Annotated in this window: 15 protein-coding genes; 3 read left to right on the forward strand and 12 right to left on the reverse strand. The window is 39.7% G+C overall.

Translation table 11 applies throughout. From position 1 onward, the window contains the following. Window positions 1-497, reverse strand: a 497-nt coding sequence (purN, locus tag V5N63_RS04760) for a phosphoribosylglycinamide formyltransferase (protein WP_332033022.1), incomplete at its 3' end; no start/stop codon positions are given. A 16-nt stretch (window positions 498-513) separates the two neighbouring features. After that, window positions 514-1,503: a phosphoribosylformylglycinamidine cyclo-ligase gene (purM, locus tag V5N63_RS04765; RefSeq protein WP_332033023.1), complete on the reverse strand. Its 990-nt coding sequence runs from the start codon at window positions 1,501-1,503 to the stop codon at window positions 514-516. 292 nt (window positions 1,504-1,795) lie between these two features. On the opposite strand from purM, the gene V5N63_RS04770 reads away from it, so the two are divergent. Continuing rightward, window positions 1,796-2,671, forward strand: coding sequence for a DUF808 family protein (locus V5N63_RS04770; protein ID WP_332033024.1), 876 nt, complete (start codon window positions 1,796-1,798; stop codon window positions 2,669-2,671). A gap of 73 nt (window positions 2,672-2,744) precedes the next feature. Here V5N63_RS04770 and V5N63_RS04775 read toward each other — a convergent pair whose 3' ends face one another. Further along, complete coding sequence (locus V5N63_RS04775; protein WP_332033025.1) at window positions 2,745-3,281, reverse strand: NADPH-dependent FMN reductase; 537 nt, start codon at window positions 3,279-3,281, stop codon at window positions 2,745-2,747. A gap of 32 nt (window positions 3,282-3,313) precedes the next feature. Next, complete coding sequence (locus tag V5N63_RS04780; RefSeq protein WP_332033026.1) at window positions 3,314-4,027, reverse strand: pirin family protein; 714 nt, start codon at window positions 4,025-4,027, stop codon at window positions 3,314-3,316. 97 nt (window positions 4,028-4,124) lie between these two features. Here V5N63_RS04780 and V5N63_RS04785 point away from each other — a divergent pair, with 97 nt between their 5' ends. Further along, window positions 4,125-4,484, forward strand: coding sequence for a DUF488 domain-containing protein (locus V5N63_RS04785; protein WP_332033027.1), 360 nt, complete (start codon window positions 4,125-4,127; stop codon window positions 4,482-4,484). 54 nt (window positions 4,485-4,538) lie between these two features. Here V5N63_RS04785 and V5N63_RS04790 read toward each other — a convergent pair whose 3' ends face one another. The 8 genes from V5N63_RS04790 to V5N63_RS04825 form a co-directional block, all read right to left on the reverse strand. After that, window positions 4,539-5,924 (reverse strand): MFS transporter, encoded by a 1,386-nt coding sequence (locus V5N63_RS04790; protein WP_332033028.1) that lies wholly within the window; start codon window positions 5,922-5,924, stop codon window positions 4,539-4,541. 20 nt (window positions 5,925-5,944) lie between these two features. Continuing rightward, on the reverse strand, window positions 5,945-6,469 hold the full coding sequence (locus V5N63_RS04795; RefSeq protein WP_332033029.1) for a nuclear transport factor 2 family protein: 525 nt from the start codon (window positions 6,467-6,469) through the stop codon (window positions 5,945-5,947). A gap of 33 nt (window positions 6,470-6,502) precedes the next feature. Beyond that, window positions 6,503-8,362, reverse strand: coding sequence for a glycoside hydrolase family 13 protein (locus V5N63_RS04800; RefSeq protein WP_332033030.1), 1,860 nt, complete (start codon window positions 8,360-8,362; stop codon window positions 6,503-6,505). 67 nt (window positions 8,363-8,429) lie between these two features. Next, on the reverse strand, window positions 8,430-10,586 hold the full coding sequence (locus V5N63_RS04805) for a glycoside hydrolase family 97 protein (RefSeq protein ID WP_332033031.1): 2,157 nt from the start codon (window positions 10,584-10,586) through the stop codon (window positions 8,430-8,432). Between the two features lie 137 nt (window positions 10,587-10,723). Then, on the reverse strand, window positions 10,724-12,157 hold the full coding sequence (locus V5N63_RS04810) for a SusE domain-containing protein (RefSeq protein ID WP_332033032.1): 1,434 nt from the start codon (window positions 12,155-12,157) through the stop codon (window positions 10,724-10,726). Window positions 12,158-12,189: 32 nt separating this feature from the next. Continuing rightward, a complete protein-coding gene (locus tag V5N63_RS04815; RefSeq protein ID WP_332033033.1) occupies window positions 12,190-13,281 on the reverse strand; it encodes a SusF/SusE family outer membrane protein in 1,092 nt (363 codons plus the stop codon). Window positions 13,282-13,299: 18 nt separating this feature from the next. Further along, a complete protein-coding gene (locus V5N63_RS04820; RefSeq protein ID WP_332033034.1) occupies window positions 13,300-14,925 on the reverse strand; it encodes a RagB/SusD family nutrient uptake outer membrane protein in 1,626 nt (541 codons plus the stop codon). Between the two features lie 12 nt (window positions 14,926-14,937). Next, window positions 14,938-17,679, reverse strand: a complete 2,742-nt coding sequence (locus V5N63_RS04825; protein WP_332033035.1) for a SusC/RagA family TonB-linked outer membrane protein — start codon at window positions 17,677-17,679, stop codon at window positions 14,938-14,940. Between the two features lie 334 nt (window positions 17,680-18,013). Here V5N63_RS04825 and metG point away from each other — a divergent pair. Beyond that, the coding region (gene metG / locus V5N63_RS04830; protein ID WP_332033036.1) for a methionine--tRNA ligase at window positions 18,014-19,150 on the forward strand (1,137 nt) is incomplete at its 3' end.

Below are 19,150 nucleotides of genomic sequence, written 5' to 3' on the forward strand. Positions count from 1 at the left end.
GCCAAACTTTCAACCGTTTCATCAGGTGAAATTTCAAATGATTTTTGAAGGATAATTTTTCCTTCATCAATTCCCGATGTCACAAAATGTACTGTTGCACCGCTTTCTTTTTCTCCGGTTTTTAAAACTGCTTCGTGAACATGATGCCCCCACATTCCCTTTCCGCCAAATTTAGGCAGCAATGCCGGATGAATATTGATAATTTTTCCTGAAAAACGCTCGCAGAACTCTTTACTTAAAATGGATAAAAATCCTGCAAGAACAATAAGATCGGTATTTTCGGGAAGTATGTCGGACAGTTTTTCCGAGAAATCTTTTCCTCTTTTTATCACAATATTTTTAATCCCGTGTTTTTCTGCGCGCTGCAGTGCAAAACATTCACGGTCTGCAACCACCATCGTGATTTCAGCGTTTGGAATTTCCCCGTTTTCAGTGCAGTTGATGATTCTCTGCAGATTGGTTCCGCCGCCCGAAACCAAAACAACCATATTTTTCATGGAGATGCTGCAGTTATTAATTCAATACTATTTTTTCTGTACCTTCAGTAATTTCACCGATTATATAGGCGTCATCCAGAAGATCCAGCACTTTTTCTGCGTGTTTTTCGTTCACAACGATTACCATTCCCACTCCCATATTGAACGTTCCGAACATTTCCATTCTGTCAATATTTCCTCTTTTCTCCAGCTCCAGCATTACGCTTGGAATTTTAATTTTAGCAGTATCAATTGTTGCACGGAGGCCGTCGCCTAAAATTCTCGGCACATTTTCGATAAGACCGCCGCCGGTAATGTGTGCAATACCGGAAACTTCAATTTCTTCCAGTAATCTGTGAATAGGTTTATAGTACAATCTTGTAGGGACAAGAAGTGTTTCGTAAAGCGGTTTACCTTCAAATTCCTCATTAAAATCAGGGAAAATTTTTCTCACCAAAGAAAATCCGTTGCTGTGGAAACCGGAACTGGGCAGTGCGATAATTTTATGTCCGTTTTTAATTTTCGAGCCGTCGATAATTTCATCTTTTTCGACGATACCGACACAGAATCCGGCAACATCGTAATCGCCAGGTTTGTACATTCCCGGCATTTCTGCTGTTTCACCGCCGATAAGTGCGCACTCATTGTCTTTGCAGGCGTTCACCATTCCCATTACGATTTCTGCCGCAATTTCGGAATCGAGTTTTCCACACGCTAAATAATCTAGGAAGAAAAGGGGTTTTGCGCCGTGACATAAGATATCGTTGGCACACATCGCAAAACAGTCTACCCCAATTGAATCGTATTTTTTTGAATCCAGGGCAACTTTCAGTTTGGTCCCAACACCGTCCGTACCGCTTACAAGCACAGGATTTTTGTAACCTGCAATCTGGTAAAACGCGCCGAAACTACCCAGGTTGTTCAGTACATTTTTGTTATGGGTTTCAGCAACTGCAGTTTTAATTTTATCAACTGTTTTGTAGCCTTCTTCTTTGTCTACTCCGGCGGATTTATAGGTATTGCTCATGATATAATTTAAGATAAGCGGTTTGAAGTTTAATGATAAAAAAAGCCGACAATCATTCAGACGTCGGCTCATAATTAATTTATTTCGGCGAAGATTTCACTTCCAGAACTTGGAATTTTTCTTTTGGGGAATGTAATCTCTGCGGTTTCAAAGTGTAAAAATTTTGTTCTGCGAAAATAAGATTTTAAAATGAATTTAAAAAATCATTGGTGAAAAAAAGCAGATTTTGACTATAGTAAAAGCGTATATATTGATTCAAATGGTTATTTTTGTCTGAACTTAAAACAAAAATATGGCTTCAGGTTTTTTTGCAATTCTGGATGATATTGCAGCTTTGATGGATGATGTAGCAGTAACATCTAAAATTGCGACCAAACAGACCGCAGGAATTTTGGGCGATGACCTGGCAGTGAATGCCGAAAAGGCGACCGGATTTCTTTCTTCAAGAGAAATTCCCGTGCTTTTAAAAATCATGAAGGGCTCGTTTATCAACAAACTGATTATTGTGCCCATTGCTTTTTTACTTCAGGTTGTGTATCCCCCCGCAATAAAGTTTATTTTAATTTTGGGCGGCCTGTATCTGGCGTATGAGGGTGTGGAAAAAATTATTGAATATCTCTTCCACCGCCAGAAAAAAGGGCAGGAAGTCATAAAAGAAGTGGAAGAACCTTCAATGGATGGCGAAAAAGCTGAAGCTGCAAAAGTAAAATCTGCCATTACCACCGATTTTATTCTATCGATCGAGATTGTAATTATTGCTCTGGGAACAGTTCTGGATAAGAGTCTCCTGATACAGATCATCACGGTTTCAATTGTCTCGATCATTGCAACGGTAGGCGTTTATGGAATTGTGGCGCTTATTGTAAGGATGGATGATGCGGGTTATAAACTCATCAGGAGATCAAATGAAAAAGGATTTTTTAACAGTCTGGGCGAAATTCTGGTGAAGGCGTTACCCATTGTTATTAAAATCCTAGGCGTTGTGGGAACGATTGCGTTAATCCTTGTATCGGGTGGAATTTTCGACCATAATATCGATACGCTGCATCACTTTTTACCGAAGGTTCCTGAGATGGCCAAACAGTTTCTTTATGGAATGGTTGCCGGCTTAATTATGGTTCCACTTGTGTTGGGTGGCAAAAAAGTGTATGCCATGGTGAAGAAATAATCTTCTTTGAATTATAATAAAAGAGCAGCCTTGATGACTGCTCTTTTTTTGTGATGAATGTGTAAGGCTGTATTTATGAAAAATGTGCTTTCACGGCTTCTAATTTTTCATGGAATTCTGCTTTTTTCTCTTCATCAGTAATTCCTTGGCCTTCTTCAAAGCGTTCTTTAAAATTAGGCAGCGAAAAATAAGCAATCACATTAGCTCCACTGAAAGGAGCACGTTTCAGGAACACTTCTATGACATTTTTTCCGCCACCGTTACCTGGAGCTGTTGCCATCAGGAAGATGGGTTTATCACCGAAATGTTTGCGGTCTTTGATTCTGGAAACCCAATCGGAGACATTTTTAAAAGCCGCAGAATAGACAGAATTATGTTCCGCAAGAGACATCAAAATAAGATCACTGCTGTCGATTTTCGATGCAAAATCTTTTGCCAGCTGCGGAATTCCGTTTTCCAGTTCTCTTTCATGCTTGTAAATCGGCATTTCAAAATCGTTAAGATCCAGAATTTCGACATTATCATCGGGGAAGAATGAAGCGGCAAAAGTCACGAGTTTTTTATTGATAGATACTTCGGAATTGCTTCCGGCAAAAGCTAATATTTTCATAATTTATTGTTGATTTTAATAAAGGTTATCAATTATAATTCCATTGGAACTTCCATTAGTAAGATTTCGGAATCTTCCAAAGCTTCAAGTGTAAATTTATCCGTTTCCCAGATTCCAAAACCGTCTCTTGTTCCTAAAATCTGATTGCCGATTTTCGCTGAACCTTTCAGCACGAACACATAAACACCGTTTCCTGGCTGGTGCATTTTGTACTCTTTGGCATTTCCTTTTTCAAACTTCGCCAGATTAAACCAGGCATTCTGATGAATCCAAACACCTTCGTCATCGGGATTTGGAGAAAGAATCTGCTGAAAATCGTTGATTTTTTCGTTTTCTTTGATGCTGATCTGGTCATATCGCGGGCTAACATTCATCTTGTTTGGAATTATCCAAATCTGCAGAAATTTTACAAGCTCATCTTTGTTTTTGTTGTATTCGCTGTGCATTATACCGGTTCCGGCGCTCATGACCTGAATTTCTCCTTTTCTGATCACCGCAGAAGTTCCCATGGAATCTTTATGTTCAAGATCGCCTTCCAGCGGAATCGAAATAATTTCCATATCGCGGTGAGGATGCGTTCCGAAACCCATTCCGGAAGCGACCTGATCGTCATTCAAAACCCGTAAAACCCCGAAATTCATTCTTTCCGGATTATAGTAATTGGCGAAACTGAAGGTATGATGGGATTTCAACCAGCCATGATCGGCGAAACCTCTGGTGTCTGCTTTATGATAAACTGTTTTCATTTTAATATTTTTATTGGTTTGTTGATGCAAAAATAGAACAACTGAACGGCTGAAATATTGATATAAGATAAGTTATTAACTTTGATAAAAACCGGATATGAAAATCACAGAAAAAAGAAGTTATGAAAACCCTGCAAAAGATGATGGCTTTCGGATTTTAGCAGACCGGTTGTGGCCGAGGGGAATGAGCAAAGAAAAAGCCGCAATCAACTGGTGGGCAAGAGACATTGCTCCTTCTACCCAACTCCGGAAATTGTATCACGGAAAAGAGATTGATTTTAAGAAATTCAGTAAAAAGTATTTGAAAGAGCTTTCGGAAAATCCTGAAACCGAAACGTTTTTAAAGGAAATTAAAAAACACAAAACCGTTACGCTACTTACATCTGTAAAAGAAATTGACGAGAGTGAACTTCCGGCGCTGAAAAATTTTATTGAACAGCGTCTGAATTTAAAATAAAAATTCCGTCAAATTAAATATGACGGAATTCTATTTTAAATTTAGAAATCTGAATTAAAAATGCACCTGCTGGATTTCTTCTTCCAGTTCTTTATCTGAATCTTTGCCTTCACCTTTAATTAAAAACATGGTTACGGCTGCAGCAATTACCAGACAAAACCCGCCTACCACAATATAATCGATGGACATGTTGCCGAAAAGATTTTTAACGATAGGCCCGCCGAATATGCCGTTGAAAATCTGAGGAATTACAATGAAAAAGTTGAAAATCCCCATATAAACGCCCATTTTTCTCTGCGGAATGGCATCGATGAGCATTGCATAAGGCATTGCCAGAATACTGGCCCAGGCAAATCCCAGCCCGATCATGGAAATCCAAAGCATACCGGTATCTTTAATAAAAAACATGGATATTAAGCCCAAACCTCCCGAGAGTAAAGCTAATGCATGGGTCTGTTTCTTTCCGATGGCTTTTGCAATAGGCGTTAATAAAAATGCAAACGGAATCGCAAATAAGTTATAAAGCCCAAACAAATGTCCGGTTAAATCGCCTGCTTTATTAAATTCCGCAGACTGCGTATCTTCGGGAGAAAGTCCGAAATGATGGGTAGCCAGAGCACTGGTGGTAAATACCCACATGGTAAACAAAGCAAACCAGGAGAAAAACTGCACGGCACCCAATTTTTTCATCAGTGGTGGGATGTTCGCAAAATCCTTAAACATATCCGAAAACTTGGAACGGTGTTCCGTACCTTCTTCCCGGCCCTCGAACTCAGCAAATTCCTTTGGTGAGTATTCTCTCGTCGTAAAAATGGTGTATAAAATAGAGGCAATTAAAACAGCTGCACCTATATAAAAGGCATAGATTACATTATTGGCTACATAACCTTCAGCCGCTACATTAGAAACGCCCATCTTGGTGAGCCAGTTCGGCATTTCGGAACCGATGACTGCGCCGATACCTATTAAAATCGTCTGGATAGAGAAACCCAGCGTTCCCTGATGTTTCGGAAGCATATCTCCTACCAGAGCACGGAAAGGTTCCATGGCAATATTCACGGAAAAATCCATCATGGCAAGGAAGATTACGGCCAACAGCAATACATTGGCTGCGATGAGATGGGTTACAGAAGCCGCGTTTGGTAAAAGAACCAAACCGATGGCGCACAAAACCGCACCGATAAGGAAATAGGGTTTTCTTCTTCCGAGCGGGCTCCAGGTATTATCGCCCATATGGCCGATAATGGGCTGAACGATTAAGCCGGTAATGGGTGCTACGAGCCAGAACCAGGAAAGTTGGTGCACATCAGCGCCGAGGTTGGCGAGAATTCTGCTCGCGTTTCCGTTCTGCAGGCCAAATGCCATTTGGATGCCGAGAAACCCCATACTCATATTGATAATCTGAGCGATACTGAGGTTGGGTTTTATTTTTTTAGCCATAACTTAATGAATAGGAATATTTAATTTTTCTTTAATTCTGAAATTAATGCGTCCTCGATTGGCGTTTTTATTTTCACTACCTCATCGATGACCTCATTAGGAACTGTGGTGGATAAAACATACTGCCGGATTTTCCATTTGCCACCAATTTTTTCCAGGACGCCGGAACCGCGGCAGATTTTCATCTGGGTATCCAAAACCTCATCAAACCATGCATAAGTTCCGTCTTTGCTGAAAGTGATGCTTCTTTTCAGGGAAGTAAAATTCCAGGCTTTGCCTTTGTCGAAAAAAGGTTTTGCCCAAGCCATAAATTCTTTTTTGTTCCAGACTTCGGTGGCGTCGGTACCGATGAACGTGGATTCTTCCGCAAACAGATCGAAATAATTTTTGTAATCGGCGGTTGCAGCGAAAGTATTGAGATCGTCGAGAACTTTGCTGATGTTTTTCTTCTGCACATTTTCGTAAAAGCCTTTATTTTGGGCTGAAAGCGTTAGTGAAAAAGTAAAAAACAGCATTAGGACTGCGATAAAATTTAGTTTTTTCATAATCATGGTTTATAAACTTACAGCGGCGTAAGATTATTTCAATTCTAAAATTAAAGAAGATTTTCCTGAAACCGTCAATTTATTTTTTGAATTTACCACAAAATCTTTTCCGGAGATGATATCCTTTCCTGCAGAAACTCCATCTAAAGACTCGGTGAAGCGGTTCAGATCAAGAGTCTGTTCTTTTTGGTTATTGTTAATCACGACCATAACTTTCTCCTTTTCGTTGTAACGGAAATAGACATATACCTTTTCTTTCGGCATATAATGTTTTGTTTTTCCGGTGTGGATCACGTCTTTTCCTTTTCGCCAGTTCAGCATCTTTTGGGTAAAATCATGAAAATCTTTCTGCTCTGCCGTGCGCGTCTGAGGATTGAAGGCATTTTGTGGATCACCTTTCCAGCCGCCGGGGAAATCTCTTCGGATATCGGCATCGCCTTTTGATTTTTCGCCACGCATTCCGATTTCGGAGCCGTAATAAATCTGCGGAATTCCTCGAACGGTTGAAATCAAAGTTAAAGCCATTTTGTAGTAACGCGAATCGCCTTTAAAGATTTCGTTGAATCTTTCCGTATCGTGGTTTTCAAAGAATACTAGGATGTTGTTGATGTCCGGATACAGAAAATCGTTTCCGAAGGAATTGTAAATTTTAATCATTCCCTTGTCCCAGCTGTCTTCTTCTTTCAGTGCTGAAGGCAGATCGGTATAAAGTGTAAAATCCATAACGGAAGGAAGATTCGAGTTGTAACCATCGATCTCACCGATTTTTGAATCTTTCTGCCAGTAGGAAACATGCGCAGGATTATACATCCAGGCTTCTCCCACAATATTGAATTTCGGATATTCGTCGGTAATCGCTTTGGCCCATTTTGCCATGGCCACTTTATCGTTGTAAGGATAGGTATCCACGCGCAGCCCGCCAAGTTCGGCATATTCAATCCACCAAATGGCGTTTTGGGTTAAATATTTCAGAACCAAAGGATTGCTTTGATTTAAATCAGGCATTGTGGTATCAAACCAACCGTTGAGCGCTTCTTTTTTATCGGTATCTGCCACGTTGGTATCAAACTGCGAAGTGGTTCGGTAATTGGATCGCTTGAAACCATATTTTCCTTCACCGTCCGGGAACTGATGAATCCAGTCTTTGGTCGGTAAATCCTGAATGAGCCAGTGCGAAATTCCCCAGTGGTTGGTCACATAATCCTGAATAAGCATCATGCCGCGTTTCTGGAGTTCGCGCGAAAGTTCAAGATATTCTTCGTTGGTACCGTAGCGTCCGTCGATTTTGTATAAATCGGTTTGGGCGTACCCGTGATAAGAAGTCTGCTTCTCATTGTCTTCGTTTGCCGGAGTAAGCCAAAGTGCCGTTGCGCCGAGATTTTTCAGATAATCCAGATTGTTGATGATTCCCCGCAAATCGCCGCCGTGTCTTCCGTTTGGTGCATCGCGGTTGAGTTTATCGGTGAGGTTTTTCTGTGAATCGTTAGAAGGGTCACCGTTTGCAAACCGGTCTGGCATGATGAGATACATTACATCTTTCGAGGTGAATGAATTTCGGTCAGCGGAACCAGGCTTTCTGTTTTTAAGTTCGTAATTGTAAGAATATCTTACTTTATTCTTTTCTTTAAGATGAATTTTAAAGGAAGAAGTATTGATTTCGTTGGTATTTACGGTAATAAAAACATAATTGGGATTTTCGGTTTTTGTGAGATTTATGACCTGAACATTGTCGGATAATTCTACAGAATATTTTGAAATATCTTTCCCGTAAACTAAAATCTGAAGTTCCGGGTTTTTCATTCCTTTCCACCAGAAGGCGGGCTCCACTTTCTGGATTTGGGCAGATGAGAAAGAAAAAACGAGGATAAAAAATACTGAAATATAGTTCTTCATTTTAAATTTTGGCTAAAGCCTTTGGTTTAGTTCTTAAAAAAACGGGCTGAAGCCCGTTTCTAATGATTTATTTTACCGGTTTCACAGAAATGGCGTATCCACCGCTTCTTGCAAGCTTCATCGGTAGTTTCGATGAACTGGTTACGGTTTTTTTATAGATTTTGTAGGATTGCGGATTGTTGATATAATCAGCATTGTCGCCATCGGCATATACGGTGGCTTCGTACTTTTTACCTTTCGGTAGGAAAGAAAAATCTACAGTGTAGTTTCTTGCATTTTCGTCGGTAATTCCGCCGATATACCACTCGTCTTTGCCTTTTGCTTTTCTTGCAGTGTGGATATAATCTCCGGGTTCTGCCGAAAGGATTTTAGTATCATCCCAATCTACCGCAACGTCTTTGATGAACTGGAATGCATCCATATGCCGGGCGTAATTTTCGGGTAAATCTGCCGCCATCTGGAGCGGAGAATACATTACAACATATAGTGCAAGCTGCTTCACAAGCGTGGTTTTTACAAATCTTTTATCTCCGGGGAAATAATAATCCAGTTTAGTCTGGAAGATTCCCGGGGTATAATCCATCGGGCCGCCCATAAATCTGGTAAACGGAAGAATGGTCTGGTGATCGGGATTATTTCCGCCAAATGCTTCGAATTCTGTTCCACGTGCGGCTTCAGCGGCGATCCAGTTTGGATAGGTTCTGCTTAAACCTGTCGGACGAACAGATTCGTGCGAGTTGACCATGATTTTGTATTCGTTGGCCTTCTCTGCGATTCTTAAGTAATGGTTAATCGTCCACTGTGAGTAATGATGCTCGCCACGCGGAATGATATTTCCGACATAACCGGTTTTCACAGAGGGGTAATCGTATTTGTTCATCAGCTGGAAAGCTTTGTCGGCCCATCTTTCGTAGTTGGTGGCCGAGCCGGAAGTTTCGTGGTGCATCATGAGTTTCATCCCTTTGGAATGGGCATAATCGTTCAGCATTTTGATATCGAAATCCGGATAAGGCGTAATGAAATCGAAAACAAATTCTTTGCTGTGACCGAACCAGTCTTCCCAACCTGCATTCCAGCCTTCAATAAGAAGCGCATCAAAACCGTGAGCAGAAGCGAAATCAATGTATTCTTTAACTTTGGTATTGTTCGCCGCGTGTTTTCCGTTCGGGGTAAGTTTAGAAAAATCGGTTTTTCCGATGTGAACATTGTTGGCGGTAGAATACGACCAGTTCGATTTACCGATGATCATTTCCCACCAAACGCCCATGTATTTTGTGGGTTTGATGTACGAAGTATCCTTATATTCCGTAGGTTCGTTCAGGTTGAAAATCATTTTCGAAGCCAGAACTTCTTCCGCTTTTGGCGAAACAATGATGGTTCTCCACGGGGAAACCGCCGGGGTCTGAATATACCCTTTCGCACCCTGCGCGTCAGGAGTTAAATGTGTTTTAAATTTGAAATTCGCAGCATCAAGTTCCAGATTGGAAGCCGGATAATTAATCACAGCAGCCTCAGAAATATTCACATACAGCTGGTCTTTTCCTTCTTTTTTGAGCATTAAAGGCGTTTGAACCGCATTTTTAATTAAAGACTGTGATGCATTTCCGTCGTAGGAAGTTGGCCATTTTGCAGGAACTTCCGAAAGATTCGAGGTTTGAGTCTGATATTCCTGCGAATCGTAATCTCCGGCAAGCCACCAGGCTTTCATATCGGTTGGAAGATCGATTTCGGAATCTTCTTCTCTGATGATAAAATAATTAAGGTTTTTCTGCTCGGGGAACTCATATCTAAAACCTAAACCATCATTAAACAACCTGAATTTCACAATAATATGTCTGTCGTTTGCATCCTGATTTAAAGTTACAGCCAGTTCGTTATAATGGTTGATGTAGGATTTTTTCTCGCCCATAATCGGATCCCAGGTTTCATTTTTGGAATCAAATTTTTCAGCGGTTTTGGTAAATCCGCTGTCGAGATTTTTACCTTTCTGGTCTTTGTTTTCTATTTCCGAGGCAAACTGAATGTCGCCGTCTCTCAACAGTCTTAATCCTAATTTTGAATCTTCAACCACGGTTTTCCCCTGATATTTAAGATTGTAATAAGGCACTCCGCTTTTGAGTTGAAAATTCATTTCAAATTTTCCGTCGGGAGATTTTAAAGACTGTGCGTTAAGTGCGAAACTTCCCATCAGCAGGAAAAGCGCAGATATTTTTATATTTTTCATACAATAATTTTCGAATCAATAAATTTAGAAAAAATGTGAGTAATAACCAACTTTTTGAGCAATCAATTGCGCCTTTTAAAAACAAAAAACTGCTGCCGAAAAGCAACAGTTTTTTTAAAAATTCCGGGGAATTAAATTTATTGAGGGGTAACTTTATAAATTCCCAGTTTTATGTTAGCGGTAATCACATAGGTATTTCCACCTCCATTGTATTGGATGTTGTTATTGTCACCATTCGGTCCTAAGAAACCAGAGTTTCCACCAGTATGGATATTTCCCCACTCCATCCCAGACCAGTCCTGCTGACCAAGGAATTTGAATTCAGCACCATCCGGAATTACAATTGTGTGCTCAAAAACACCATCGCCAACCTGAGTCATTTCGATCGCTGCACTGGCATTCCATCCCTGAATTGAACCTACCAAATAAACATTGGTTGGCAAAGTAGGTACTGATGATGGCGTAACAGTGATGTCTCTTGAGTTTTGATTGATGGTAATTTTATACATTCCTGAGTTACCGATAAACTTCATGTTTTCGTTTCCTGAAGGTTCCAAATTAGTTGACCAAGTATTAAAATACTTATAAGAATCGTTAATTCCTGAAGCGTTTAAACTGTAGTTAGTTGGACCCCAGTCCTGCTGACCCAAAAATCTGAATTCTCCGTCCTGTTCAAGGTAGGTATAAATTTCAGAAACTTCTTCAGTTTGTTTCAACAACTGTGCTCCAGAAGCATTCCAGCCCACTGCTGTACCACCTCCTACAAGATAGAAATCTACAAACGCTGGTTGATAAGGTGCAACTTTAAAGGTAACAACATCTGAAGTTTTTGTAATAGTACCACCCGTTGAAGTAGTAGTTGCAGTAACGCGAATATCAACAGAAGATGCTACATTCACAGGAAGTCCTGCTTTGATTGCGATATCATTCAAGGTATAATTAGTAACAGCTAACTGAGTTTCATCGGTAGTAGTTCCTAATAATTGGAAGTTTGATGATCCTGCAGCCGCAAGTTCTACTTTGTATTCAACAGCAACTCCGTAAGAATAATCTGACCATAGAATGGTTGTAGCAGTTGCTAATGGAGCTTCAGCATTCAAAGTAACCAATTGACCTGCAGTAGGATTTTTGATTACCGGTTTTTCAGATGGATAAGGAGTTACCATAAAACTAATGGCATTCGATACTTCAGCGCCAGTCTCCACTCTTATATAAGCATTTTGCGAAGAATAAGGAGAAAGACCAGCTTGCAACATTGCAGTATTCAGTTCACCGATGGTCGTAGTGAAGGTATTGGAAGTGGAAGTACCCAATTCTACTTTCGTTGCGAAATCTTCAGTATTGGAAATAACAACAGAATAAGTACCTCCAGTAGTTTTAGAGTTGTCCCATCTTAATACGAAAGGGTTATTTTCCATTGTAGGATACAAAACTGCAGCTCCCAAAGTGGTATTATACAAGGTAAATGACGGTTCCGGAGTTATCCAGTCTCTATCTGCACTTCGGTCGCAGGAGGTGAAAACAAAAGCTGACACCAATGCTACTAATAAATATTTAAATATATTTTTCATAAAATTTTTATTAAAAATTATAGGAATCAACATTACTCCACCGGAATAATGGTGTAAGCTCCTGTTGCATCATTGAAATACACATCATAAGTCCATTCAGCTCCTAAAGGAATATTATCTCCTCCCTGTACTGCAGTTCCGAAGAATGCAGCGTTAGTTCCCCAACTTACATCCCACGCATTATTAGCTCTGAACTTAAATTCACCTTCTTTAAGAAATACCGAGTGTATAGACCAAACATGTGGATCAAAAGTTGACTGTGTTAATTGGGTATCGGTATCCCAATTTCCATTTACATTTCCGATAATCGAAACATTAGCGTAAGTGGTAGTAGAAACAGTAGCTGGCTCAAATGTGTACGTAAGATCTGCAGTATTCACAGTAAGTTTGTAGTAACCATCAGCAGCAACCGGGATATTTCCGGAACCGCCGTCAGTACTCAACATTCCTGCTGCTGCACCTAAACCGAATTGTGCATCCCAAGATCCTTTAACTTTAATCATTTTGAAACCTCCCTGTTTGAAGAATCCGGTGAAAGTATATTGATTATCCTCAGCAGTTTTCAGTAGAGGCAATAGATTTTTGTTATCCGCATTGTTATCCCAAGCTGCTGCTGTAGCATCACCGACCAGATAAAGATCTACAAAATTGTAAATTGGTGCTGCTAAATACGGAGTAATCATCAAACTGGTAACATTAGAAATTTGCTCATAATCATTAACACCAATAAAAGAGACAACTCTGAAGTACATTTTCTGTGCAACGCCCGGTACGAAACCGATTTTCTTTGCAGCATTATTCATCTGTACGTTCGAAAAAGAAAGATGAGTAACGGATTGAGTGGTAGAACCTACGACTTCTTTGGTTTCAAAACCTTCCGTTGCACTAATTTCTACACTGTATTTGGTTTCTACAGGCACGTTGAATTTAGCTGGATCCCAGCTTACGGTGATCGCCGGATTAGATGGGAAATTAGGATCCAAAACCAGATTTTGCGTTGAAAGATCCATCACAATTGGGGCAGATTCTGGCTCTATGGTAATCAATTCTCTGTCTTCGCAAGAACTAAGCCCAAGAATTACGGTTGCCGCAAGTATAAAATTTTTAAAGATATTATTTTTCATTTCTTGTAAATTAAATAATTAGTAGCCAGGATTTTGTACAAGATTCGGGTTTACTACCAAATCGTTCGTTGGAATTGGGAATAAATTTCTGTATTCTCCTACAGCGATTCCATCTTTTACATTTCCTTTCCAAGGCCATAAATAATCAGATGAAGTAAATTTACCAAATCGAATAAGGTCGGTTCTTCTGGTCATTTCCCAAGACAATTCTCTGGAACGCTCATCAAGAATAAAATCTAAATTAAGAACAGACACCGCAGAAGCACTTGCTCGGGTTCGCAAGGCATTTACATATCCAAGTGCTGTAGCCATATTTCCGCCACCGCCTCTTAGAACTGCTTCAGCATACATCAAATACACATCTGCTAAACGGTAAACTGGCAAATCTGTTTCAACCCAGTTATCGTGAATTCCTGGTGTACCATCGCTCTTAAGGTTTTTATATTTAATGAAAGCATAACCGTCATTAAAGTTTCCTAAATCATTGATTTCTAAAGTCTGTCCATCAGTATAGAAACGACCTCTTTTATCACTACTTTCAAATTTCTGAACGAAAGCTTTAGTGGTTCTTAAACCTCCCCATCCACCATTCACGCCGAAATCTGCGGCTACCATATCCCCTCCGATTGCAGCATGCACAAGGAAAGTGGTTCCACCATTGGTTTGGGTTTTGGCGCCATCATAAACAATAGAGAAAATATTCTCTGGGTTGTTCACGTGGTTATCCGCCAGGAATAAGCTTTCGTAGCTTATGTTCTTCGGCATTGTATCATTCGGATCTGGGGTAGATTCATTTGGAACTTGTACGATAGTTTGCTTCAAGCTATATCCTGCAGAAATTACTTTCTCAGTATAAGTGATTACATCAGCATATCTTTCTGTTCCGCTGTACACTTTTGCGTTTAGATATAATCTTGCCAACAAAGACCATGCAGCAGCTTTATCCGCTCTTCCGTATTCGTTGGTTTTTGGATCTTTCAATCCCGCCTCCGCTTCTTTCAACTGATTTTCAACATACGTAAAAAGTTCAGCCCTTTTCATTTGTTGCGGCACGCTACCAAAGGTAGTTTCATCTACGAAAGGCACGTTTCCATAAAGATCCAACAAGTGATAATAAGCTTGTGCTCTAAGGAATTGAGCTTCAGCTCTCATCGCTTTCGCTTCATCAAGGTTTGCTCCTGAAATTCCGTTTTGGTTTAATTTCTCGTCGGTTGTGTTTTTAATAAACTCATTACAGAAGGCGATTTCGGTATATAAACGATAATACATTGCATTGCTGAATTCGTTTGACGGAGTCCAGATCATTTTGTGGAATTCGTGCAAAGAACCATCATTCCAACCGATTACCGCTTCATCAGTTGTGATTACCTGAAGAGTATACAGCAAACGCATATAATTGGAAAATCCACCATCGATATCTGCAATATCTCCATTACCATCACCTCCGGATTGACCTCCAACAGCCAAACCTCCGTATAATTTTGCCAAAAGATTCTTATAATTTCCGAAATCTTTATACAAACTCGCTGCGGTAACTTCTGTAATTGGCTCTTGTCTTAAATCATTTACACATGAAGTTGCAGTAAGGGTAAGTCCTAAAAGTGCCGCAGCTATCGTATTTTTTGTTATTTTAAAATTTTTCATTTTCTTAAATTATTAAAATTGAAAGTTTAATCCTAATGAATATACTTTAGGTCTTTGATAGAATCCGTTATCGATATTTCCGAAAATTTCAGGATCTACACCTGAATAATCAGTGATTACGAAAACATTCTGAGCCATACCATATACTCGAAGGTTGCTTCCTTTATTGAAAATATCACCAAAATTATATCCCAAAGTAAGGTTGTCCATTCTTAGGAAAGAAGCATCTTCTACAAAGATATCGCTCCAATATTGTGGAGTTTTGAATCCATACTGAGCAGTAAGAGATGACAAGTTCATTAAAAAATCGTTGTTAGCAATACTTAGTACATTCGATTGTGATGCGAAGTTGTTATAAACATAGTTTCCTAAAACCGCTCTCAAAGAGGTTGAAAGATCCCAATTTTTGTAATTGATTTTGGTAGAGAATCCTAAAGTTGCATCTGGAGTTGTTGATTTATACAGATATTTATCGTTAGTATCAATCTTTCCATCTCCGTTTCTGTCAACATATACCCCATCCAATGGTTTCCCACTATTGTCATAAACTTGCTGATACAACCAGAAACTGAATGGCGTATTTCCTACCACATGTGCCTGTACTGTATTTCCAGTACCTCCGGAAATACCACCTTGCTGGATGACGTAATTTGGTGCTACATCATCAAAATGAGTAATAGTTGGTTTGTAATGAGATGCATTAACGCTAAATTCCCAGGTGAAGTTTTCTTTTTTCACAGGAATTACATTGATAAGGAATTCAATACCATCCGTTTCCATTTTCCCGATATTTTTAATGTTGGTATTACTGAATTCTCCGGCAGGCACTTGTACTCTTGCTTGCAGATCAGAAGTTTTCTTTTTAAACCAATCGATAGAACCGGTAATTCTGTTATTCCAGAATCCGTAATCCAATCCCGCATTCACGGTTGCTGTAGTTTCCCATGTCAAATTTGGGTTATACTGCGTCGGACGATACATTAAATAGAACTGATCACCGAAACCGTATTGTGCAGTTGCCTCAGATACATTATAAGATGCAAAGGAGTTATAATAACTTCCAACTTCCTGTTGTCCAGTTTCTCCCCAACCTCCTCTTAGTTTCAAATCGGAAACTGCATTCACGTCTTTTAGGAAGTTTTCGCTCTTAATTTTCCATGCTCCGGAAAAAGACATAAAGGTTCCCCAGTTATTTTTTAAATCAGTACCGTTGTAGAATCTTGATGACGCATCTCTTCTCACAGAACCTGTTAAGATATATTTGTCTGCAATAGTGAAAATACCTCTACCATAGAAACCTAACAGTACCAAATTTCCTTCATAATCTCTCGAAGGTGCAGAAGCATCATACGATGGATCACCGTTGTAAGTGAAAGCTCCCGGCACTTTATCATTGAATTTCTGATAAGAATAACCCGCCATCAAGTCCAGTTTGGTATTGATCGCAGAAATTTCTTTCACATAATTCAAGTACGTTTCTAATAATTTATTGGTTTTTTCCTGAGTATAATCTCTACGTGTTCCAAGGTTAAAGAAAGTGCTTCTGTATCCTGCATATTCAGTTACTGCACCTGTACCATTTTGATGATCATATCCCAAGTTGATATTCCAGTGTAAATCTGGTAAAAAGTGGAATTTATAATCCAATTGCAAACCAGCAATCCCTCTGAATACAGTTGAAACATCTCTTCTAGCTTCCAATGAAGCAATTGGGTTACTTGTAGCGTTTACGTTAAGAGCTCCGTTTGGCAAGAACCATTCCCAATAGTTTCCTACCTGATCTCCTTGCGCTGAATAATCACGAACAGATTGGGTTGGATCCATTAGTTGTGCAGCTCCAATAACTCCCGCATTGAATCGGTTTTCTGTCATTGATCCTTTGAAGGATGCTGTAACGGATAAATGATTATCAAAGAATTTCGGAGTCAAATTTAATCCTACTGAAGTTCTTCTAAATTCGTTGGTTTTCACCAAACCATTTTGCTCCGTATATCCTAATGACAGGCGATAAGGCAATTTTTTAATACCACCAGCTAAGGATACGTTATTATCGGTTCCCCAAGCAGTTTGGTAAATTTCATCTTGCCAATTAGTGTCGGACGTACCTAGCATATCGATGTACTTTTGCTGGGTAGCATTTTCCAATACATATTGTCTGAATTCATCAGCGGTCAATACATCCTGATTTCCCATTTTAGTAGAAACCGATGCCGATGTAGAAAAATTAACTTTCAGTCTTCCTGCAGAACCTTTTTTTGTAGTGATCAAAATAACCCCATTCGAAGCTCTGTTTCCGTAAATTGCTGCTGCAGAAGCATCTTTCAAAACACTGAAAGACTCAATGTCATTCGGGTTAATCAAAGCCAATGCGTTTGAGGCTCCGGAAACACCGCCGAAATCCATCGGTAAACCATCTACAACGATTAAAGGATCGTTGCTCGCCGTAAGCGAAGCTCCTCCCCTGATTCTAATTGTAGAACCTGCACCCGGATTACCTCCGTTTCCTGTAATGGTAACACCCGGTGCTTTCCCTTGTATTAACTGGTCTGCAGAGGTAGCTCCCGCGTTGAAGTCTTTGGACGAAATAGAAGCAATAGATCCGGTAAGGTCAGTTTTCTTCTGCTTTCCATATCCAATTAATACAACCTGCTCGATATCGGCAGTTTTAACCGAATCCGTAGTTTGTGCGTGTAACATTGTGCCCGCCAATAAAAAAGCCGGCGCAATTTTCAAAACTTTAGTATAGTTTCTCACAAAAATAAAATTTAAGGATTAATATTCAATACATCTCTTCTCCATTGAAGAAGCACTGCAATTTAAACAAAATTTCAATTATTATTAAAATTATCATAAAATAGTTAATTATATGTGAGATTTATCATATATTAACAGATCACACTTTTATTAAACAGTTGATTCATTGTGATTTAACAGTTCTATTGTCTCACTAATGAGACTTTGAACTTTAACAGAAAGTTAAACATGTGTTTATCTAATACCTTCACCACTTTTCCGATTATGCAATCAGGCACCAATATTTTCAATTAAAGTGGATATCGCGTATCTTTGCACAAATTATTAGAAGAATATGTCAGAGAGAAAGATGATTACAGCGGCTTTGCCTTACGCAAACGGCCCAGTACATATTGGCCACCTGGCCGGAGTTTATATTCCTGCCGATGTTTACGCCAGATTTCAGAGAAGACTCGAAAAAGAGGTCGCTTTTATCTGCGGATCCGATGAACACGGCATTCCGATCACAATCCGCGCAAAAAAAGAGGGAGTAACGCCGCAGGATATTGTAGACAAATACCACGAAATCATTAAAAAATCTTTCAGTGATCTCGGAATCTCCTTCGACGAATACTCCAGAACAACTTCTAAAAAACATTACGAAGTAAGCCAGGATTTTTTCTCCACCCTATATAATAAGGGAAAATTCACAGAAGAAATTTCCGAACAGTATTTCGACGAACAGGCAAATGAATTTCTTGCAGACCGATATATCGTGGGAACCTGCCCGAATTGCGGCAACGACGGTGCGTACGGTGACCAGTGCGAAAAATGTGGCGCTACCCTTTCGCCCTCTGAACTTATCAACCCGAAATCGATGTTAAGCGGAAACATTCCAGTGCTAAAAGAAACAAAAAACTGGTACCTCCCATTAAATGAGTACGAAAACTTCCTGAACGAATGGATTATTGAAGGTCATAAAGACGACTGGAAAACCAACGTTTACGGACAGGTAAAATCCTGGTTAAACGATGGACTGAAACCTCGCGCAATGACCAGAGACCTCAATTGGGGCGTTCCCGTTCCATTGCCGGATGCTGATGGGAAAGTACTTTATGTTTGGTTTGATGCACCGATTGGATATATTTCTTTCACACAGGAATGGGCAGAAAAAAACGGCAAAAACTGGAAAGACTATTGGCAGAATGAAAATTCCGACCTTGTACACTTCATCGGCAAAGACAATATCGTTTTCCACTGTATAATTTTCCCAGCGATGATGAAAGCTCACGGCGATTATATTATGCCAACCAATGTTCCGGCGTTTGAGTTTTTAAACCTTGAAAACGATAAAATTTCAACTTCCCGAAACTGGGCAGTCTGGGCACACGAATATGTTGAAGAATTCCCTGGACAGCAGGACGTTTTGAGATATGTACTTCTTTCTTCTGCACCGGAAACCAAAGACAATAATTTCACCTGGAAAGATTTT

Origin of the sequence: Kaistella sp., from assembly GCF_032060305.1 — a bacterium.
GTDB lineage: Bacteria > Bacteroidota > Bacteroidia > Flavobacteriales > Weeksellaceae > Kaistella > Kaistella yananensis.